Source organism: Pseudomonas sp. S2_F07, assembly GCF_054668325.1.
Genome location: NZ_CP162758.1, coordinates 1,054,151 through 1,071,585 on the forward strand (window position 1 = coordinate 1,054,151; position 17,435 = coordinate 1,071,585).

The 17,435-nt window shown below is 60.9% G+C and carries 14 protein-coding genes; 10 read left to right on the forward strand and 4 right to left on the reverse strand.

Features of this window, described 5'->3' with window-relative positions; translation table 11 throughout:
- Window positions 1-95 precede the first annotated feature (95 nt).
- Window positions 96-1,580 (reverse strand): NCS1 family nucleobase:cation symporter-1, encoded by a 1,485-nt coding sequence (locus AB4O40_RS04520; protein WP_056727751.1) that lies wholly within the window; start codon window positions 1,578-1,580, stop codon window positions 96-98.
- Between the two features lie 542 nt (window positions 1,581-2,122).
- On the opposite strand from AB4O40_RS04520, the gene hydA reads away from it, so the two are divergent.
- The 3 genes from hydA (at window position 2,123) to preA (ending at window position 6,377) form a co-directional block, all read left to right on the forward strand.
- Window positions 2,123-3,562: a dihydropyrimidinase gene (gene hydA / locus AB4O40_RS04525; protein ID WP_056727754.1), complete on the forward strand. Its 1,440-nt coding sequence runs from the start codon at window positions 2,123-2,125 to the stop codon at window positions 3,560-3,562.
- A gap of 172 nt (window positions 3,563-3,734) precedes the next feature.
- Window positions 3,735-5,102: an NAD(P)-dependent oxidoreductase gene (locus tag AB4O40_RS04530; RefSeq protein ID WP_460055824.1), complete on the forward strand. Its 1,368-nt coding sequence runs from the start codon at window positions 3,735-3,737 to the stop codon at window positions 5,100-5,102.
- Window positions 5,103-6,377: an NAD-dependent dihydropyrimidine dehydrogenase subunit PreA gene (preA, locus tag AB4O40_RS04535; RefSeq protein WP_223542597.1), complete on the forward strand. Its 1,275-nt coding sequence runs from the start codon at window positions 5,103-5,105 to the stop codon at window positions 6,375-6,377.
- A gap of 100 nt (window positions 6,378-6,477) precedes the next feature.
- Here the strand turns inward: preA and AB4O40_RS04540 are convergent, their stop codons facing one another.
- Complete coding sequence (locus AB4O40_RS04540) at window positions 6,478-7,098, reverse strand: TetR/AcrR family transcriptional regulator (RefSeq protein ID WP_008046717.1); 621 nt, start codon at window positions 7,096-7,098, stop codon at window positions 6,478-6,480.
- Window positions 7,099-7,309: 211 nt separating this feature from the next.
- Between AB4O40_RS04540 and AB4O40_RS04545 the strand changes: the two genes are divergently transcribed.
- The 7 genes from AB4O40_RS04545 (at window position 7,310) to AB4O40_RS04575 (ending at window position 14,468) form a co-directional block, all read left to right on the forward strand.
- Window positions 7,310-8,605, forward strand: coding sequence for an OprD family porin (locus AB4O40_RS04545; RefSeq protein ID WP_056727760.1), 1,296 nt, complete (start codon window positions 7,310-7,312; stop codon window positions 8,603-8,605).
- A 170-nt stretch (window positions 8,606-8,775) separates the two neighbouring features.
- Window positions 8,776-9,600 carry an NAD-dependent epimerase/dehydratase family protein gene (locus tag AB4O40_RS04550; protein WP_056727762.1) on the forward strand — a complete coding sequence of 275 codons (825 nt, stop codon included), beginning with the start codon at window positions 8,776-8,778 and terminating at the stop codon, window positions 9,598-9,600.
- Window positions 9,601-9,650: 50 nt separating this feature from the next.
- Window positions 9,651-10,538 carry an SMP-30/gluconolactonase/LRE family protein gene (locus AB4O40_RS04555; RefSeq protein WP_056727764.1) on the forward strand — a complete coding sequence of 296 codons (888 nt, stop codon included), beginning with the start codon at window positions 9,651-9,653 and terminating at the stop codon, window positions 10,536-10,538.
- Window positions 10,539-10,614: 76 nt separating this feature from the next.
- Window positions 10,615-11,586, forward strand: coding sequence for a TRAP transporter substrate-binding protein (locus tag AB4O40_RS04560; protein ID WP_056727766.1), 972 nt, complete (start codon window positions 10,615-10,617; stop codon window positions 11,584-11,586).
- A 78-nt stretch (window positions 11,587-11,664) separates the two neighbouring features.
- Entirely contained in the window at window positions 11,665-12,192 is a 528-nt protein-coding gene (locus AB4O40_RS04565) for a TRAP transporter small permease (protein WP_056727770.1), read from the forward strand.
- Window positions 12,193-13,473: a TRAP transporter large permease gene (locus AB4O40_RS04570; protein WP_046037280.1), complete on the forward strand. Its 1,281-nt coding sequence runs from the start codon at window positions 12,193-12,195 to the stop codon at window positions 13,471-13,473.
- Between the two features lie 110 nt (window positions 13,474-13,583).
- Window positions 13,584-14,468, forward strand: a complete 885-nt coding sequence (locus AB4O40_RS04575) for an aldose 1-epimerase (protein ID WP_460055816.1) — start codon at window positions 13,584-13,586, stop codon at window positions 14,466-14,468.
- On the opposite strand, the gene AB4O40_RS04580 is transcribed toward AB4O40_RS04575, so the two are convergent.
- Both AB4O40_RS04580 and ercA read right to left on the reverse strand, forming a co-directional pair.
- Window positions 14,444-16,180 carry a PAS domain-containing hybrid sensor histidine kinase/response regulator gene (locus AB4O40_RS04580; RefSeq protein ID WP_414914055.1) on the reverse strand — a complete coding sequence of 579 codons (1,737 nt, stop codon included), beginning with the start codon at window positions 16,178-16,180 and terminating at the stop codon, window positions 14,444-14,446. The two genes, AB4O40_RS04575 and AB4O40_RS04580, sit on opposite strands and share 25 nt — an antisense overlap.
- Window positions 16,164-17,327: an alcohol dehydrogenase-like regulatory protein ErcA gene (ercA, locus tag AB4O40_RS04585; protein ID WP_056727778.1), complete on the reverse strand. Its 1,164-nt coding sequence runs from the start codon at window positions 17,325-17,327 to the stop codon at window positions 16,164-16,166. Before ercA ends, AB4O40_RS04580 begins: the two co-directional genes overlap by 17 nt.
- Window positions 17,328-17,435 lie beyond the last annotated feature (108 nt).

Consider the following 17,435-nt stretch of genomic DNA (forward strand, 5'->3'; position numbering starts at 1 on the left):
TGTGCGGCCGTCTTCGCGAGCAAGCCCGCTCCCACAGGGTTCTCGGGTGTTCACAAGACCTGTGGGAGCGAGCTTGCTCGCGATGGGGCCGGTGTTCACACCGCAGATTTCGCAACAGACGGGCTGGGCCGCATCACACTCAACCCGTAATAAATAATCCCACCCAGCGCCGAACCGGTAAACCAGCCATAGCTGTAGAACCAGCTGAACGCATCGCTGCCCAGGGACAACAACGTCAGCACCACCGGCACACCAAACGCGATGAACCCGCTCCAGTTCCACGCCGGATACACGTCATCGCGATACAGGCCCGCAAGGTCCAGTTGCTGTTTCTTGATCAGGAAATAGTCCACCACCATGATCCCGGCGATCGGCCCCAGCAGGCTGGAATAGCCAAGCAACCAGTTGGAATAGACGGTTTCAAGACTGACGTCCGAGACAATCAGGCCCAGTTTTTTCAGCAGCTCATGGGCCATCAATGCCAACCCGACAAACCCGGTGAGCAATACTGCCTTGGTGCGGTTGATCGCCTTGGGCGCGATGTTCTGGAAGTCATTGGTCGGCGACACGATGTTGGCTGCGGTATTGGTCGACAGCGTGGCGATGATGATCAGCGCCATTGCCAGTGCGACCCAAACGGGGCTCTGGATATGGCCGATCAAGGTCACCGGATCGGACACCGTCACCCCCACCAGTTTCACCGACGCGGCGGTCATCACCACGCCGAGGGACGCGAACAGGAACATGGTCAGCGGCAAACCGATGATCTGCCCGACGATCTGGTCCTTCTGGCTTTTCGCGTAGCGACTGAAGTCCGGGATGTTCAGTGACAGCGTGGCCCAAAAGCCGACCATCGCCGTCAGCCCGGCGGCGAAGTAGCTGGCCACGCCGGCGCCTTCGGGACGCTTGGCCGGAATTGCCAGCAATTCGGTCATCGACACGTTGGGCATGGCCCAGACCAACAGGCCTACGCCCACCAGCACCAGTAGCGGAGCCGACAGGGTTTCCAGCCATTTGATCGACTCGGCGCCGCGAATCACCACCCACAGGTTCAGCGCCCAGAACACCATGAAGCCGATGACCTCGCCGGTGCCGCCCAGGGACTTCCAGCCCTCGAACACCGAGCCGAGGAACAGGTGAATCGCCAGCCCGCCGAACATGGTCTGGATGCCGAACCAGCCGCACGCCACCAGGGCGCGAATCAGGCACGGAATATTGGAGCCGAGCACGCCGAAGGACGAGCGCAGCAACACCGGAAAGGGAATGCCGTACTTGGTGCCGGGAAAGGCGTTAAGCGTCAGGGGAATCAGCACGATGATGTTGGCAAACAGAATCGCCAGCAGCGCTTCACCGACGGACAGGCCGAAGTACGCGGTCAGCACGCCACCGAGGGTGTAGGTCGGCACGCAGATCGCCATGCCGACCCACAGCGCGGTGATGTGCCATTTGTTCCAGGTGCGTTCGCGCACCTTGGTCGGTGCAATGTCGTGGTTGTAACGGGGACTGTCGAGGACATCGCTGCCGGCTTCAAGCTCGAACAAGCCGTCGCGCTCGGTCACTTGCGATCTGATCTGTTGCATGGCCGCTCCACTGTTCTTTTGATTATTGTTGCTCATCGGGGGCTGGCGACATCAATAAACGTGCCGTGTACCCCGAATACGCATCGGGCAGTTCCATAAACACATTGCAACCCACTGATGTTTATCAGTTTTATTCGCTGACTCGACTATTTGTCAGGCCACTCAGGCCGAATGCCAGGCAAGTTGTCGAAACAGTCAGGACTCAAACTGGTGCATTGATCTTTTTTTCAATGGCTGCGCATCAACCATAGACCATACTCAAACAGCTGATTTCACATAAGAAATCTTGACTATTTTTCGATCCTGTCAAGTGCGTCAAAATGGTGAACAGCCTCACCATTTTGGTGATTCTTAAATTTAATACTTAAATATCAATAAGTTAGTAACAGAATAAGCTTATAAAAAATATTCTTGCCGATTCGTAAAACTGCAGCTAGCGTTTAATCCTGACAGCACTGACAGGAATCAATCTGGCCGGGCTGTTTTTTAAATAGAACATCTAGAACCGGCATAAGCCGGTCATTGCCTGCGAGGAACTCGGAATGTCTCTGTTGATCCGTGGCGCCACCCTTATTACCCATGATGAAAGTTATCGCGCCGATGTGTATTGCGCAGACGGCGTGATCAAGGCCATCGGCGAAAATCTCGATGTACCCGCAGGCGCCGAAGTGCTCGACGGCAGCGGCCAATACCTGATGCCCGGCGGCATCGACCCGCACACCCACATGCAACTGCCCTTCATGGGCACAGTGGCCAGCGAAGACTTCTTCAGCGGTACGGCGGCGGGACTGGCCGGCGGTACCACCTCAATCATCGACTTCGTGATTCCCAACCCGCAGCAATCCTTGCTCGAAGCCTTCCATCAGTGGCGCGGCTGGGCCGAGAAGTCGGCGTCGGACTACGGCTTTCACGTCGCCATCACCTGGTGGAGCGAACAGGTCCGCGAGGAAATGGCCGAGCTGGTCAGCCAGCACGGCGTCAACAGCTTCAAGCATTTCATGGCCTACAAGAACGCGATCATGGCCGCCGATGACACCCTGGTGGCGAGTTTCGAACGCTGTCTGGAATTGGGCGCGGTGCCGACCGTTCACGCGGAAAACGGTGAACTGGTGTATCACCTGCAACGCAAGCTGATGGCCCAGGGCATCACCGGGCCGGAAGCGCATCCCCTGTCGCGTCCTTCCCAGGTTGAAGGCGAAGCCGCGAGCCGGGCGATCCGCATCGCCGAAACCCTGGGCACGCCGCTGTACCTGGTCCACGTCTCGACCAAGGAAGCCCTGGACGAAATCACCTACGCCCGGGGCAAGGGCCAGCCGGTCTACGGCGAAGTGCTGGCCGGGCACCTGCTGCTGGACGACAGCGTCTACCGCGATCCGGACTGGCAAACCGCCGCCGGTTACGTGATGAGCCCGCCGTTCCGTCCTCGCGGCCATCAAGAGGCGCTCTGGCATGGCCTGCAGTCGGGCAACCTGCACACCACCGCCACCGATCACTGCTGCTTCTGCGCCGAGCAAAAAGCCGCTGGCCGCGACGACTTCAGCAAGATCCCCAACGGCACCGCCGGCATCGAAGACCGCATGGCCGTGTTGTGGGAGGAAGGCGTGAACAGCGGACGCTTTTCGATGCAGCAATTCGTCGCGCTGACCTCCACCAACACAGCGAAGATCTTCAACCTCTACCCACGCAAAGGCTCGATACGCGTGGGTGCCGATGCCGACCTGGTGCTATGGGACCCGCAAGGCACGCGGACCATTTCCGCCAAGACCCACCATCAGCAGGTGGACTTCAACATCTTCGAAGGCAAGACCGTGCGCGGCGTGCCCAGCCACACCATCAGCCAGGGCCGAGTGGTCTGGGCCGACGGCGACCTGCGGGCCGAGCGTGGCGCCGGGCGCTACATCGAACGGCCGGCGTACCCGGCGGTGTTTGATTTGCTGAGCAAGCGGGCTGAGTTGCACAAGCCTGTTGCTGTGAAACGCTGAGAACGACCCATCCCTCTGTAGGAGCTGCCGAAGGCTGCGATCTTTTGACTTTGATCTAAAAAAGCAAAATCAAAAGATCGCAGCCTTCGGCAGCTCCTACGGGGGGGACTGAGCAAGATTCAAATAATGCCCATTCAGAGGCAGCACCTCAAATAACCGTGAGGCCAAAACCGTGATCAAGACCCTGGACCACCTCCCGCATCCCCAAGAGAATGCGGCCGCCCTCGCCGGCCACTTCACCGATCTGGCGCCGCCGCTCAACGAGCGCCAGGCGCACCTGGAAGCCTCGCGCTGCCTGTATTGCTACGACGCGCCCTGCGTCAATGCCTGTCCGAGCGAGATCGACATTCCCTCGTTCATCCGCAACATTGCGCAGGACAACGTGCAAGGCGCCGCGCAGAAAATCCTCTCGGCCAACATCCTCGGCGGCAGTTGCGCCCGGGTGTGTCCGACGGAGATTCTTTGCCAGCAAGCCTGCGTGCGCAACAACGCTCACGAATGCGCGCCGGTCATGATCGGCCTGTTGCAACGCTACGCCGTGGACAACGCCCACTTCAGCACGCACCCGTTCCAGCGTGCTGCCGCCACCGGCAAACGCATCGCCGTGGTCGGTGCCGGTCCGGCCGGTTTGTCCTGTGCCCACCGCAGCGCCATGCACGGGCATGACGTGGTGATCTTCGAGGCGCGGGCAAAGGCTGGCGGCCTCAACGAGTACGGGATCGCCAAATACAAACTGGTGGATGACTACGCGCAAAAGGAACTTGAGTTCCTGTTGCAGATTGGCGGGATCGAAATCCGCCACGGGCAAAAACTCGGGGACAACCTGACCCTCAGCGAACTGCACCAACAGTTCGACGCGGTGTTCCTCGGCCTCGGGCTCAATGCCAGCAAACAGCTGGGCCTGGCCCACGAAGACGCGCCCGGCCTGCTCGCCGCCACCGATTACATTCGCGAACTGCGCCAGGCCGATGACCTGAGCCAACTGCCCCTGGCCGACCACTGCATTGTCCTAGGCGCGGGCAACACCGCCATCGACATGGCGGTGCAAATGGCCCGCCTCGGTGCCCACGATGTGAATCTGGTGTATCGCCGTGGCGTCGAGGACATGGGGGCCACCCATCACGAACAGGAGATTGCCAAGGCCAATCAGGTGCGGCTGATGACCTGGGCACAACCCGAAGAAGTGCTGCTCGATGACCAGGGCCGCGTGCGCGGCATGCGTTTCGCCCGCACTCATCTGCTGGAAGGTCGCCTGCAAACCACCGGTGAAACCTTCGAACTGGCCGCCGACGCGATCTTCAAAGCCATCGGCCAGGCCTTCGACGGCAGCGCCCTCAGCGATCCGCTGGCCCGGGAACTCAAGCGTCAGGGCGAGCGCATCGAAGTCGATGAAAACCTGCGCACCAGCATCCCCGGCGTGTATGCCGGCGGTGACTGCACCAGCCTCGATCAAGACCTCACCGTGCAAGCCGTGCAGCATGGCAAGCGCGCCGCCGAGGCGATCAATGCTCAACTGATGCTCAACGTGGAGGCTGCGTAAATGGCCGATCTGTCGATTGTCTTCGCCGGCATCAAAGCACCCAATCCATTCTGGCTGGCCTCCGCGCCGCCGACCGACAAGGCCTACAACGTGGTCCGCGCCTTCGAGGCCGGCTGGGGCGGCGTGGTCTGGAAAACCCTGGGTGAGGACCCGGCGGCGGTGAACGTGTCGTCGCGCTACTCGGCGCACTTCGGGGCTAACCGGGAGGTACTGGGCTTTAACAACATCGAGTTGATCACTGACCGCTCGCTGGAGATCAACCTGCGGGAAATCACCCAGGTCAAAAAGGACTGGCCGGACCGCGCGCTGATTGTGTCCTTGATGGTGCCTTGCGTCGAAGAGTCCTGGAAACACATCCTCCCACTGGTGGAAGCCACCGGCGCCGACGGCATCGAGCTGAACTTCGGTTGCCCCCACGGCATGCCGGAGCGCGGCATGGGCGCAGCGGTCGGCCAGGTGCCGGAATACGTGGAACAGGTCACCCGCTGGTGCAAGACGTATTGCTCGTTGCCGGTGATCGTCAAGCTCACGCCGAACATCACCGACATCCGCGTCGCCGCCCGTGCCGCCCACCGAGGCGGTGCCGATGCGGTGTCGTTGATCAACACCATCAATTCGATCACCAGCGTCAACCTCGAACGCATGGTCGCCAACCCCATGGTCGGCAGCCAAAGCACCCACGGCGGTTACTGCGGCTCGGCGGTCAAGCCGATTGCCTTGAACATGGTCGCCGAAATCGCCCGCGACCCGCAGACCCAGGGCCTGCCGATCAGCGGCATCGGCGGTATCGGCAACTGGCGCGACGCCGCGGAATTCATCGCCCTGGGCAGTGGCTCGGTGCAGGTGTGCACGGCAGCGATGTTGCATGGTTTCCGGATTGTCGAAGAGATGAAGGACGGTTTGTCACGCTGGATGGACAGTCAGGGCTATGCCAGCATTTCGGAGTTTTCCGGCCGCGCGGTGGCCAACACCACAGACTGGAAGTACCTGGACATCAACTACCAGGTGATCGCGAAAATCGATCAGGAGGCGTGTATTGGTTGCGGTCGTTGCCATATCGCGTGTGAGGACACCTCGCACCAGGCCGTGGCCAGCCTCAAGCAAGCGGACGGCACCCACAAGTATCAAGTGATCGATGAGGAGTGCGTAGGCTGCAACCTGTGCCAGATCACCTGCCCGGTACAGGACTGCATCGAGATGGTGCCGGTGGAGACCGGCAAGCCGTTCCTGGACTGGAATCATGATCCGAGGAATCCGTATCACGTCGTGGTTTGAATTATAAGATCAAAAGATCGCAGCCTTCGGCAGCTCCTACAGGGGACGCATTTCTTTGTAGGAGCTGCCGAAGGCTGCGATCTTTTCTGCCTGTAAGATCTCAAGGCTCCAACCCGATCCCCCGCAAAATCACACTGGTCACCGTCTGCACCGCCTTTTCGAACTGCATGTCCGACAGCGGCTGATGATCGTTGAGAATGTTCACCTGGTGATCGAAGTCGGCGTAGTGCTGGGTCGAGGCCCAGATCATGTACAGCAGGCTCGAGGGCTCCACCGGCAAGATGCGTTTGTCGTCCACCCACTGGCGGATTTTCGCTTCCTTCATCTTGGCCCAGTCGTACAGGCTCGCATCCAGCGCTTCGCCGAGGGTCGGCGCGCCATGGATGATTTCGTTGGCCCAGACTTTCGAACCGTACGGCCGGCTGCGGGAATGGTTCATCTTGGCGCGGATGTAGCTGCTGAGCACCACACGCGGGTCATCGAACATCTCGAAGCACAGCGCGTCCTGCTTCCAGACTTCCAGCAAGTCGAACAGCACGGCGCTGTACAACTCGGTCTTGGTGCTGAAGTAGTAGTGCAGGTTGGAACGCGGCAGTTGCACTTCAGCGGCGATGTCGGCCATGGCGGTGCTGCCGAAGCCCTTTTCAGCGAAGACTTTTTCCGCCCCCAGCAGGATTTTTTCGACGTTACTGCGACGTATCTCGATCTTGTGATTGCCCATGCGGATCCCCGACCCCAACGTTGAGCAAGACTAGCATCCGCTCTAGCTCGCGGCGACAGAGTCAAACCAAACATTTCACTCCCCATCTGCCAGACAGGTCATCGTATAACTTCCGATTGACAACACTGAAGCGGCCTGTAAATAATCGCCGCCAATGTTGTACGACGACGTATGACAAACAATAAAAACAAAAAAGAAAGGGAGCGTCACAGTGAGCAAGCTCGCCCGCAATTCGTCAATCCGTAGTTCACGGCCTACCCTCACCCGTCGCCATTCTCTCAGCCTGATCGGCTGCAGCGGCCTGGCCCTCGTCCTGCCCATCACCTGCCAGGCCGAAGGTTTCACCGACGACGCCAAGGCCACGTTGAACCTGCGCAACGCCTACATCAACCGCAACTACACCAACCCGGCCTACCCCCAGGGCAAGGCTGAAGAGTGGACGCAGAACTTCATTCTCGATGCCCGCTCCGGTTTCACCCAGGGTCCTGTGGGCTTCGGTGTCGATGTGCTTGGCCTGTACTCGCAGAAGCTCGATGGCGGCAAAGGCAGCGGCGGCACCCAACTGTTGCCGATCCACGACGACGGCCGCCCCGCCGACAATTTCGGCCGGCTCGGCGTGGCGCTCAAAGGCAAGATCTCGAAAACCGAATTGAAGGTCGGTGAATGGATGCCGGTGCTGCCGATCCTGCGTTCCGACGATGGCCGCTCGCTGCCGCAGACCTTCCAGGGCGCTCAGGTGACCTCCAGCGAAATCAGCGGCCTGACGCTCTATGGCGGTCAATTCCAGAAAAACAGCCCGCGTAACGACGCGAGCATGGAAGACATGTTCATGAACGGTAAAGCGGCGTTCACTTCGGACCGTTTCAACTTCGGCGGCGGTGAATATGCGTTCAATGAAAAGCGCACGCAGGTCGGTGTCTGGTACTCGGAACTCAGTGACATTTACCAGCAGCAATACTTCAACCTGACCCACAGCCAGCCCCTGGGCGACTGGACCCTGGGCGCCAACCTCGGCTACTTCATCGGCAAGGAGGACGGCAGCGCGCTAGCCGGTGACCTCGACAACAAGACCGCGTTCGCCCTGCTCTCGGCCAAATATGGCGGCAACACCTTCTACGTCGGCCTGCAAAAACTCACCGGCGATGACGTCTGGATGCGGGTCAACGGCACCAGCGGCGGCACCCTGGCCAACGACAGCTACAACTCCAGCTATGACAACGCCCGGGAGAAATCCTGGCAGGTGCGCCACGACTACAACTTCGCAGCCCTGGGCGTCCCCGGCCTGACCCTGATGAACCGCTACATCAGCGGTGACAACGTGCACACCGGGAAAATTACCGACGGCGAGGAATGGGGCCGCGAATCGGAGCTGGCCTACACCGTGCAGAGTGGTGCGTTGAAAAACCTCAACGTGAAATGGCGTAACGCAACGATTCGCAAGAGCTTCAGCACCAACGAATTCGATGAGAACCGGATTTTCATCAGCTATCCGATCAGCCTGCTGTAACCCCCCCTGGTATTTCAGTGCGTGCGGCTTGGTTCAGCCAAAGGAAACGACCCTCCGTCATTTTCAACCAATGTCGCGTTGACAAGAGCCGGAAACCCTAATGATACTCAGCACAGTCATACGATAACCTACAACGAACCAATAACAACAACTGTTTGTCCAGGATTCCCATGACGACCACTGCAACCACCCGCCCTCCTTTCAATCGCCTGCTGCTGACCGGCGCCGCCGGTGGCCTCGGGAAAGTCCTGCGCGAAAGCCTGCGCCCCTACGCCAATGTGATTCGCCTGTCGGACATCGCCGACATTGCGCCAGCCATCGATGACCGCGAAGAAGTCGTGCCGTGTGATCTGGCCGACAAGCAAGCCGTACATCAACTGGTCGAAGGCGTGGATGCGATCCTGCACTTCGGCGGGGTGTCGACCGAGCGCTCGTTCGAAGAGATCCTCGGCGCCAACATCTGCGGCGTGTTCCACATTTACGAAGCCGCGCGCCGCCACGGTGTGAAGCGAGTGATCTTCGCCAGCTCCAACCATGTGATCGGTTTCTACAGCCAGGACGAAGTCATCGATGCCCACTCCCCTCGCCGCCCGGACAGTTACTACGGCTTATCCAAGTCCTACGGCGAAGACATGGCCACCTTCTACTTCGACCGCTATGGCATCGAGACCGTCAGCGTGCGTATCGGCTCGTCGTTCCCGGAACCGCACAACCGCCGGATGATGAGCACCTGGCTGAGCTTCGGCGACCTGACCCAACTGCTCGAGCGCGCCCTGCACACCCCGAATGTCGGCCACACCGTGGTCTATGGCATGTCCGACAACAAGGAGATCTGGTGGGACAACCGTTATGCCACGGCCCTGGGTTTTGCCCCGCAGGACAGCTCCGAAGTGTTCCGCGAAAAAGTCGAAGCCCAGCCGATGCCCGCCGCCGATGACCCGGCGCGGCTCTATCAGGGCGGCGCCTTCTGCGCAGCCGGGCCTTTCGGTGACTGAGCCTTCGCGCGTTGCTTGCCCCCCGACAAAAACCAAGGGAATGAGTTGCCATGCAAGCTGAACTGATTGTCGACGCCCGCAACGCGGTCGGTGAAAGCCCGGTCTGGGTGTCTGAGGAAAACGCGCTGTACTGGGTCGATATTCCCGCTGGCGGTTTACAGCGCTGGAGTGCCGACACCGGGCAAGTGGATGCCTGGAAAACCCCGCAGATGCTCGCTTGCATCGCCCGTCACCGGGACGGCGGCTGGGTCGCCGGCATGGAGAGCGGGTTCTTCCGCCTGCATCCGCGCCACGACGGCAGCCTCGACAGTGAACCGCTGGCCCAGGTCGAGCATGCCCGCACCGACATGCGTTTGAACGACGGCCGCTGTGACCGTCAGGGACGTTTCTGGGCCGGCAGCATGGTGCTGAACATGGGCGCCAACGCTGCCGAGGGGGCGTTGTATCGCTACAGCGCCGGGCAACCCGGGCCACTCGACGCGCGACTGAGCGGTTTCATCGTGCCCAACGGCCTGGGCTTCAGCCCGGACGGACGCACCCTGTACCTGTCCGACTCTCACCCTCAGGTCCAGCAGATCTGGGCCTTCGACTATGACATCGACACCGGTACGCCTTCGAATCGCCGCGTGTTCGTGGACATGAACCAGTATGAAGGTCGCCCCGACGGCGCAGCGGTCGACGCCGATGGCTGCTACTGGATTTGCGCCAACGACGCTGGCTTGATCCACCGTTTTACCCCCGCCGGCCGACTTGACCGTTCCCTCGCCGTACCGGTGAAAAAACCCACCATGTGCGCCTTCGGTGGCCCTCGACTGGACACGCTGTTCGTGACCTCGATCCGCCCCGGCGACGACCATGACCGGCAATCACTGGCCGGTGGCGTGTTCGCCCTCGACCCCGGAGTAAAAGGCTTACCCGAACCCCTGTTCAACGACTGACCTTCTCGAAAGAAAAGCGCTCCCGCTGCATCGCTGTGCCTTGAATAAAAAAAACAATAAAACTGGAGACACCCCCATGGACTTCAAACGCACCTTGCTCGCCGCTGCACTTCCATTAGCCTTCTCCCTCAGCAGTGCCACCCAGGCACTGGAAATCAAATTCGCCGACATCCACCCCGCCGGTTACCCGACCGTGGTGGCTGAAGAGCAACTGGGCAAAACCCTGGTGGCCGACAGCAATGGCGCGCTGACCTTCAAGATGTTCGCCGGTGGCGTGCTCGGCTCGGAAAAAGAAGTGGTCGAACAGGCCCAGGTCGGTGCCGTGCAGATGGCCCGGGTCAGCCTCGGCATCGTCGGGCCGGTGGTGCCGGACGTGAACGTGTTCAACATGCCGTTCGTGTTCCGTGACCAGGCGCATATGCGCAAGGTCATCGATGGAGCGGTGGGCGATGAAATCCTCGACAAGATCACCAACTCCGAATTCAACCTGGTCGCCCTGGCCTGGATGGACGGCGGTACGCGCAACCTCTACACCAAGAAACCGGTACGCAGCCTTGAAGACCTCAAGGGCATGAAGATCCGCGTGCAAGGCAATCCGATGTTCATCGAAACCATCAACGCCATGGGCGGCAACGGTATCGCGATGGACACCGGCGAAATCTTCAGCGCCCTGCAGACCGGCGTGATCGACGGCGCGGAAAACAACCCGCCGACCCTGCTCGAACACAACCACTACCAGAACGCCAAGTACTACAGCCTGACCGGCCACCTGATCCTGCCCGAGCCGATCGTCATGTCAAAAATCACCTGGGAAAAGCTCACCCCCGAGCAGCAGGCCCTGGTGAAGAAAACCGCCAAGGCGGCCCAGGCCCAGGAACGCACCCTGTGGGATGCGAAATCGGCCAGCAGCGAAGAGAAACTCAAGGCCGCCGGCGTCGAGTTCATCACCGTCGACAAGAAACCTTTCTACGAGGCCACCGCCTCGATCCGCGAGAAATACGGCGCGCCCTACGCCGACCTGATCAAGCGCATCGAAGCCGTTCAGTAACCCTCCCTGCATTCAAGAAAGGCCCGGCGCCGCTGACGTTGGTGTACGTCAGTGCGCGCCCGGTTACGGTGGAACCCGATGAAGAATCTGCTGCTGCGTATCAACGACAGGATTTACATGGCCTGCATCTGGATTGCCGGCCTGTCGGTCCTGGCCATTTCCCTGATGATCCCCTGGGGCGTTTTTGCCCGTTATGTGCTCGGTACCGGCTCCAGCTGGCCGGAGCCCACCGCCATCCTGCTGATGATGGTGTTCACCTTCATCGGCGCCGCCGCCAGCTACCGGTCCGGTTCGCACATGGCGGTGGCGATGCTCACCGATCGCCTTGCGCCGAACCTGCGCAAGGCCGCGGCCATTGCCGCGCAACTGTTGATGGCAACCATCTGCCTGTTCATGGCCATCTGGGGCAGCAAGCTGTGCATGTCCACCTGGAACCAGTTCATGAGCGCCCTGCCGACCCTGCGCGTGGGCATCACCTACATGCCGATTCCGATTGGCGGCGTGCTGACGCTGGTGTTTGTCCTGGAAAAACTCTTGCTCGGTGACCAGAGCAACCGTCGGGTCGTGCGTTTCGACCTCGTTGAAGAAAACGAAGGGGCTGCCTGAATGGACGCTTTTATTCTGTTGGGCAGTTTTATCGCGTTGATCCTGATCGGCATGCCGGTCGCCTACGCCCTGGGGTTTGCCGCACTGATCGGCGCGTGGTGGATCGACATCCCGTTCCAGGCCCTGATGATCCAGGTGGCCGGGGGCGTGAACAAGTTCTCCCTGCTGGCGATTCCGTTCTTCGTCCTGGCGGGCGCGATCATGGCCGAGGGCGGCATGTCCCGGCGCCTGGTGGCGTTCGCCGGGGTGCTGGTGGGCTTCGTGCGTGGCGGCTTGTCGCTGGTCAATATCATGGCCTCGACCTTCTTTGGCGCGATCTCCGGCTCCTCGGTGGCGGACACCGCCTCGGTCGGTTCGGTGCTGATTCCGGAAATGGAACGCCGTGGTTATCCCCGGGAATTCGCCACGGCAGTGACCGTCAGCGGTTCGGTGCAAGCGCTGCTGACACCGCCCAGCCACAACTCGGTGCTCTACTCCCTGGCCGCCGGCGGCACGGTGTCGATTGCCTCGCTGTTCATGGCCGGTGTGGTGCCGGGCCTGTTGATGAGCGCGTGCCTGATGGTGCTGTGCCTGATCTTCGCCAAGAAGCGCGACTACCCGAAAGGCGAAGTCATCCCGATGCGCGAAGCGCTGAAGATCTGCGGCGAAGCGTTGTGGGGCCTGATGGCGATGGTGATCATCCTCGGCGGCATCCTGTCGGGTATTTTCACCGCCACCGAGTCGGCGGCGATTGCCGTGCTGTGGTCGTTCTTCGTGACCATGTTCATCTACCGCGACTACAAATGGAGCGAACTGCCCAAACTGATGCACCGCACCGTGCGCACGATTTCGATCGTGATGATCCTGATCGGTTTCGCCGCCAGCTTCGGCTACATCATGACCCTGATGCAGATCCCGGCGAAGATCACCACGCTGTTCCTGACCCTGTCGGACAACCGCTACGTGATCCTGATGTGCATCAACGTCATGCTGCTGTTGCTCGGTACGGTCATGGACATGGCGCCGCTGATCCTGATTCTCACGCCGATCCTGATGCCGGTGATCCTCGGCATTGGCGTGGATCCGGTGCAGTTCGGCATGATCATGCTGGTGAACCTGGGCATTGGTTTGATTACACCGCCGGTGGGTGCGGTACTCTTTGTGGGGTCAGCCGTGGGTAAAGTCAGCATTGAGTCCACCGTCAAAGCCCTGCTGCCGTTCTACGGCGTGCTGTTCCTGGTGCTGTTGGCCGTGACTTACATTCCGGCACTGTCGCTGTGGTTGCCGCATTTGGTGTTGTAAACCCTTAAAAAGATCACAGCCTTCGGCAGCTCCTGCGTCGGACACGGTTTCCTGTAGGAGCTGCCGCAGGCTGCGATCTTTTCCACCATTGAACGCGAATCGATAAAACCATGAACCTTCTGCAACTCGAAGACGAGTTCACCCACCTCACCCTCGCCCCGGAACTTGGCGCCAGCCTCGTCAACTGGACCGTGCGCAGCACTGGCCAGCCGTTGTTGCGCCACGCTGATGCTCATGCCCTGAACACCGGCCAGCCCGGCAAGCTCGGCTGTTTTCCCTTGATCCCCTGGTCCAACCGTATCGCCGATGGCGGTTTCGATTGCCCCGATGGCTGGCTGGCACTGGCGCCCAACAGCCTCACCGATCCCCTGCCGATTCACGGCAGCGCCTGGCAGCAGGCGTGGGACGTGGTTTCGCGGTCGAAAAATGAAGTGCTCCTGCAACTCGACAGCACAACCCCCTTCGCTTATCGCGCCCGGCAACGTTTCCATTTGAGCGCGGGCAAGCTGAGCATCGAACTGCACGTCACGCACCTGGCTGAACACGCTGCGTGGCATGGCCTGGGACTGCATCCGTACCTGCCGCGCACACCGAACACCCGCCTACAGGCGCCCGCCCGGCATGTGTGGTGGTGCGATGGGGCAAAACTGCCGACCGAACTCGGCGCATTGCCGGTCGAGTGGGATTTCCAGCAACTCAAGGCATTGCCACAATCCCTGGTGGACAACGGTTTCTGCGAATGGAACGGCCACTGCCTGATCGAGCAAGCGGATCTTGGTTACGCGCTCGACTGCCAGGCCACCGGCAGCGACTACTACCTGCTCTACTGCCCTGTGGGCCTGGGGTTTTTCTGCATCGAACCGGTGAGCCACCCGGTCAACGCGCACCACCTGCCCGGCCGGCCAGGGTTGCGTTTGCTGGAACAGGGTCAATCCACCGAACTGGGCTTCACCCTGCAGTACCGGCCGCTTCAGGCAGATGCCCCCAACAATTGACTCAACACCGCTCGCAACTTGCCGGGCTTCACCGGTTTGTTCAGCAAGGGTGCGTTGAGTCGCTGCAACGCACGCCGACAATGGTCGGTGCGGTCGGCGGTAATGATCACCGCGGGAATGTCCTGGTGAAAATGCTCGCGCAAATGTCGCACCACATCACAGCCGACCACCCCGTGATCGAGGTGATAGTCCGCCAGAATCAGTTCCGGCGCCTGCCCGCGCAGCGCCGCCAGCGCAGCCTCTTCATCGGTGGCGACCAGGACGTCGCAGCCCCACTGCCCGAGCAACGCGCTCATGCTGTCAAGAATGCTCACTTCGTTGTCGATCACCAGTAAACGGCGGCCCGGCAGCGGGTTGCCGGTGCCCGGTTGTGGCACCGCCTGGCTCACGGGCAGCGGAACCTCGTCGGATATCGGCACCTCGATGCTGAACATCGAACCCCGCCCCGGTAACGAGTACACGCCGATCCTGTAGCCAAGGATCTTGGCGATGCGCTCGACAATCGCCAGCCCCAGGCCCACGCCCTTGCGGTCGGCGGCGCGGCCGACGTCCAGCTGGTTGAACTCGAGAAAGATCGAATCGAGCCGGTCGGCGGCGATGCCACGCCCGGTGTCCCAGACCTCCAGGCGCAACATCTCGCCCCGACGCCTTGCCGCCAGCAGGATGCTGCCTTCATCGGTGTAGCGGCAGGCATTGCTGAGGAAGTTGCGCAGGATCCGCGTCATCAGGCGCAAGTCGGTACTGATGGCGTAATCGGCCATGCGCACCCGCAGGTTCAAGCCGGCCGCCTGGGTGACAGACTGGAACTCCGACACCAGCGGCCCGAGCAGTTCGTCGAGGCGGTACAACGCAACGTCCGGTTTGACCGCGGCCTGGTCGAGCCGGGAAATGTCGAGCAGATCCGTCAGCAGGTCTTCGGCCCCTTCCAGGGCCTGGTGAGTGCGCTCCACCAGCACCTGTTCGGCTTCCGGCAATTTGCGTTCACGCAAGGTCGAGATCAGCAACCGCGCGGCGTTCAGCGGTTGCAGCAGGTCGTGGCTGGCGGCGGCGAGGTATTTGTCCTTGCTGTGATTGGCGGCCTCGGCGGCATCGCGGGCGTCGCGCAAGGCCTTGGCGATCTGTTTACGCTGGGTGATCTGCTGCTGAAGGTTACGGTTGGCCTCGAGCAATTCATCGGTGCGCGCCACGACGCGCTGCTCCAGTTCGTCATTGAGTTGCTGCAGGCGTCGCTGGGCCAGTTTGCGCTCAGTGATATCGGAGACGAACCCTTCCACCAGCCCCTCCTGGCCGGGCTTGAGCAGCAGGTTCATCAATACATCCAGGTGACTGCCGTCCTTGCGCCGCAAACGGGTTTCATAGCCGTGCAGGCTGCGCTGGTGCCGGAGGATTTCGCCAATGCTTTCCAGCTCCTGCGCGCCGTCGACGAACAGGGTGCTGCCCAGGTCAGTCAGGGAGAACAGCACCTCCTGCGGGTCCTGGTAACCGAGCATGCGTGCCAGTGCCGGGTTGGCGGCGCGCATGCCGTCGTGCAGGCTGGCCTGGAAGATGCCGTGCACCGCGTTTTCGAACAGCCACTTGTAGCGGTTACGCTCGGCTTCCAGATCATCCAGGCGCGCGGCCAGTTCCGGGTAATGACTCTTGCGCGCCGAGTGGCTGCCCAGCCCCAGCAGCCCGGCCAGGGCCCGTTGTTGCTCGTCAGAGGGCTTCGCCATAGACGACCTCGACATCACGCTGGCTGGATTCGCGCGGGTTGGTCAGGATGCACGGGTCGTGCATCGCATGCTGCGACAGGAACGGAATATCCGAGGTCCTGACGCCATGCAAACCAAGGGTTTCGTGAAAGCCGATGGCGTGCTTGAGGGCGATCAGGTGTTCGACCAGGCGCCCGCAGATCTGCCGGTGATTCAGGCCTCGGCAGTCGATGCCCAACGTCTCGGCGATCACCTTGAAGCGGTCTGGCGCCGAGTTGTAATTGAAGGCCACCACGTGCTCGACAAGGACCGCGTTGCACAGGCCGTGGGGCAGATCGAGAAAGCCGCCGAGGCTGTGGGACATGGCATGCACGGCACCAAGGATGGCGTTGGAGAACGCCAGCCCGGCCTGCATGCTGCCGAGCATGATCTTCTCGCGCAGGGCGATGTCCGTCGGGTTGGCGATCATTTGCACCAGGTTGCCATTGATCAGGCGCATCGCCTCCAGCGCATGGGGGTCGGTCAGCGGCCCGTGGCCGGTGGACACGAAGGCTTCGATGGCATGCACCAACGCGTCAATGCCGGTACAGGCCGACAGGAACGGGTCCATGCTCAGGGTGGTTTCCGGGTCGATCAGCGAAACGTCCGGTACCACCGCCTTGCTGACGATGGAGAACTTCATGCGTTCCTGCTGGTTGGAAATGATCACGAACTGCGAGACGTCCGCCGAGGTGCCGGCGGTGGTCGGAATCAGGATCAGCGGCGGGCTGGGCACGCGGATGGTGTCCACACCCTCGAAATCGAGAATGCTGCGGCCATGGGCAACGACGATACCGATGCCTTTGCCGCAGTCCATCGGGCTGCCACCACCGACGGCGACGATCACGTCGCAGTGGTTTTCCCGGTACATCTCGGCACCGAGCATTACCTCTTCGACCCGAGGGTTGGGCGAGACATCACTGTAAAGGCAATACTCGATACCCAGGGCTTGCAGGCTGGCTTCGACATCGGCGACCCAGCCAGCGGCAATCACGCCGGGATCACTGACCACCAGGACCTTGCGTGCGCCAAAGGTCTTGGCGTAATTGCCGACACTGTGCCGGCTACCGGCACCGAAGATGATTTCAGGTGAAACGAACTTACGCAGCTGGTTGAGACTCTGGCTCATTGGAAAGCCTGTTTTTATTGTTTTGGAAGGTAGAAACCACACTAAACCATCCAGCTGTGAATGCAATCAGACCAAAGAACAGCGCTGCCCGGGCTGTAACAGATCCCA

What these genes read in the sequence shown, in the direction of transcription:
- AB4O40_RS04555 (WP_056727764.1), top strand. Translation starts at nt 9,651, where the DNA reads ATGCAAGCTGAACTGATTGTCGACGCCCGCAACGCGGTCGGTGAAAGC.
- AB4O40_RS04580 (WP_414914055.1), bottom strand. Translation starts at nt 16,180, where the DNA reads ATGGCGAAGCCCTCTGACGAGCAACAACGGGCCCTGGCCGGGCTGCTG.
- hydA (WP_056727754.1), top strand. Translation starts at nt 2,123, where the DNA reads ATGTCTCTGTTGATCCGTGGCGCCACCCTTATTACCCATGATGAAAGT.
- ercA (WP_056727778.1), bottom strand. Translation starts at nt 17,327, where the DNA reads ATGAGCCAGAGTCTCAACCAGCTGCGTAAGTTCGTTTCACCTGAAATC.
- AB4O40_RS04565 (WP_056727770.1), top strand. Translation starts at nt 11,665, where the DNA reads ATGAAGAATCTGCTGCTGCGTATCAACGACAGGATTTACATGGCCTGC.
- AB4O40_RS04575 (WP_460055816.1), top strand. Translation starts at nt 13,584, where the DNA reads ATGAACCTTCTGCAACTCGAAGACGAGTTCACCCACCTCACCCTCGCC.
- AB4O40_RS04520 (WP_056727751.1), bottom strand. Translation starts at nt 1,580, where the DNA reads ATGCAACAGATCAGATCGCAAGTGACCGAGCGCGACGGCTTGTTCGAG.
- AB4O40_RS04570 (WP_046037280.1), top strand. Translation starts at nt 12,193, where the DNA reads ATGGACGCTTTTATTCTGTTGGGCAGTTTTATCGCGTTGATCCTGATC.
- AB4O40_RS04550 (WP_056727762.1), top strand. Translation starts at nt 8,776, where the DNA reads ATGACGACCACTGCAACCACCCGCCCTCCTTTCAATCGCCTGCTGCTG.
- AB4O40_RS04540 (WP_008046717.1), bottom strand. Translation starts at nt 7,098, where the DNA reads ATGGGCAATCACAAGATCGAGATACGTCGCAGTAACGTCGAAAAAATC.
- AB4O40_RS04560 (WP_056727766.1), top strand. Translation starts at nt 10,615, where the DNA reads ATGGACTTCAAACGCACCTTGCTCGCCGCTGCACTTCCATTAGCCTTC.
- preA (WP_223542597.1), top strand. Translation starts at nt 5,103, where the DNA reads ATGGCCGATCTGTCGATTGTCTTCGCCGGCATCAAAGCACCCAATCCA.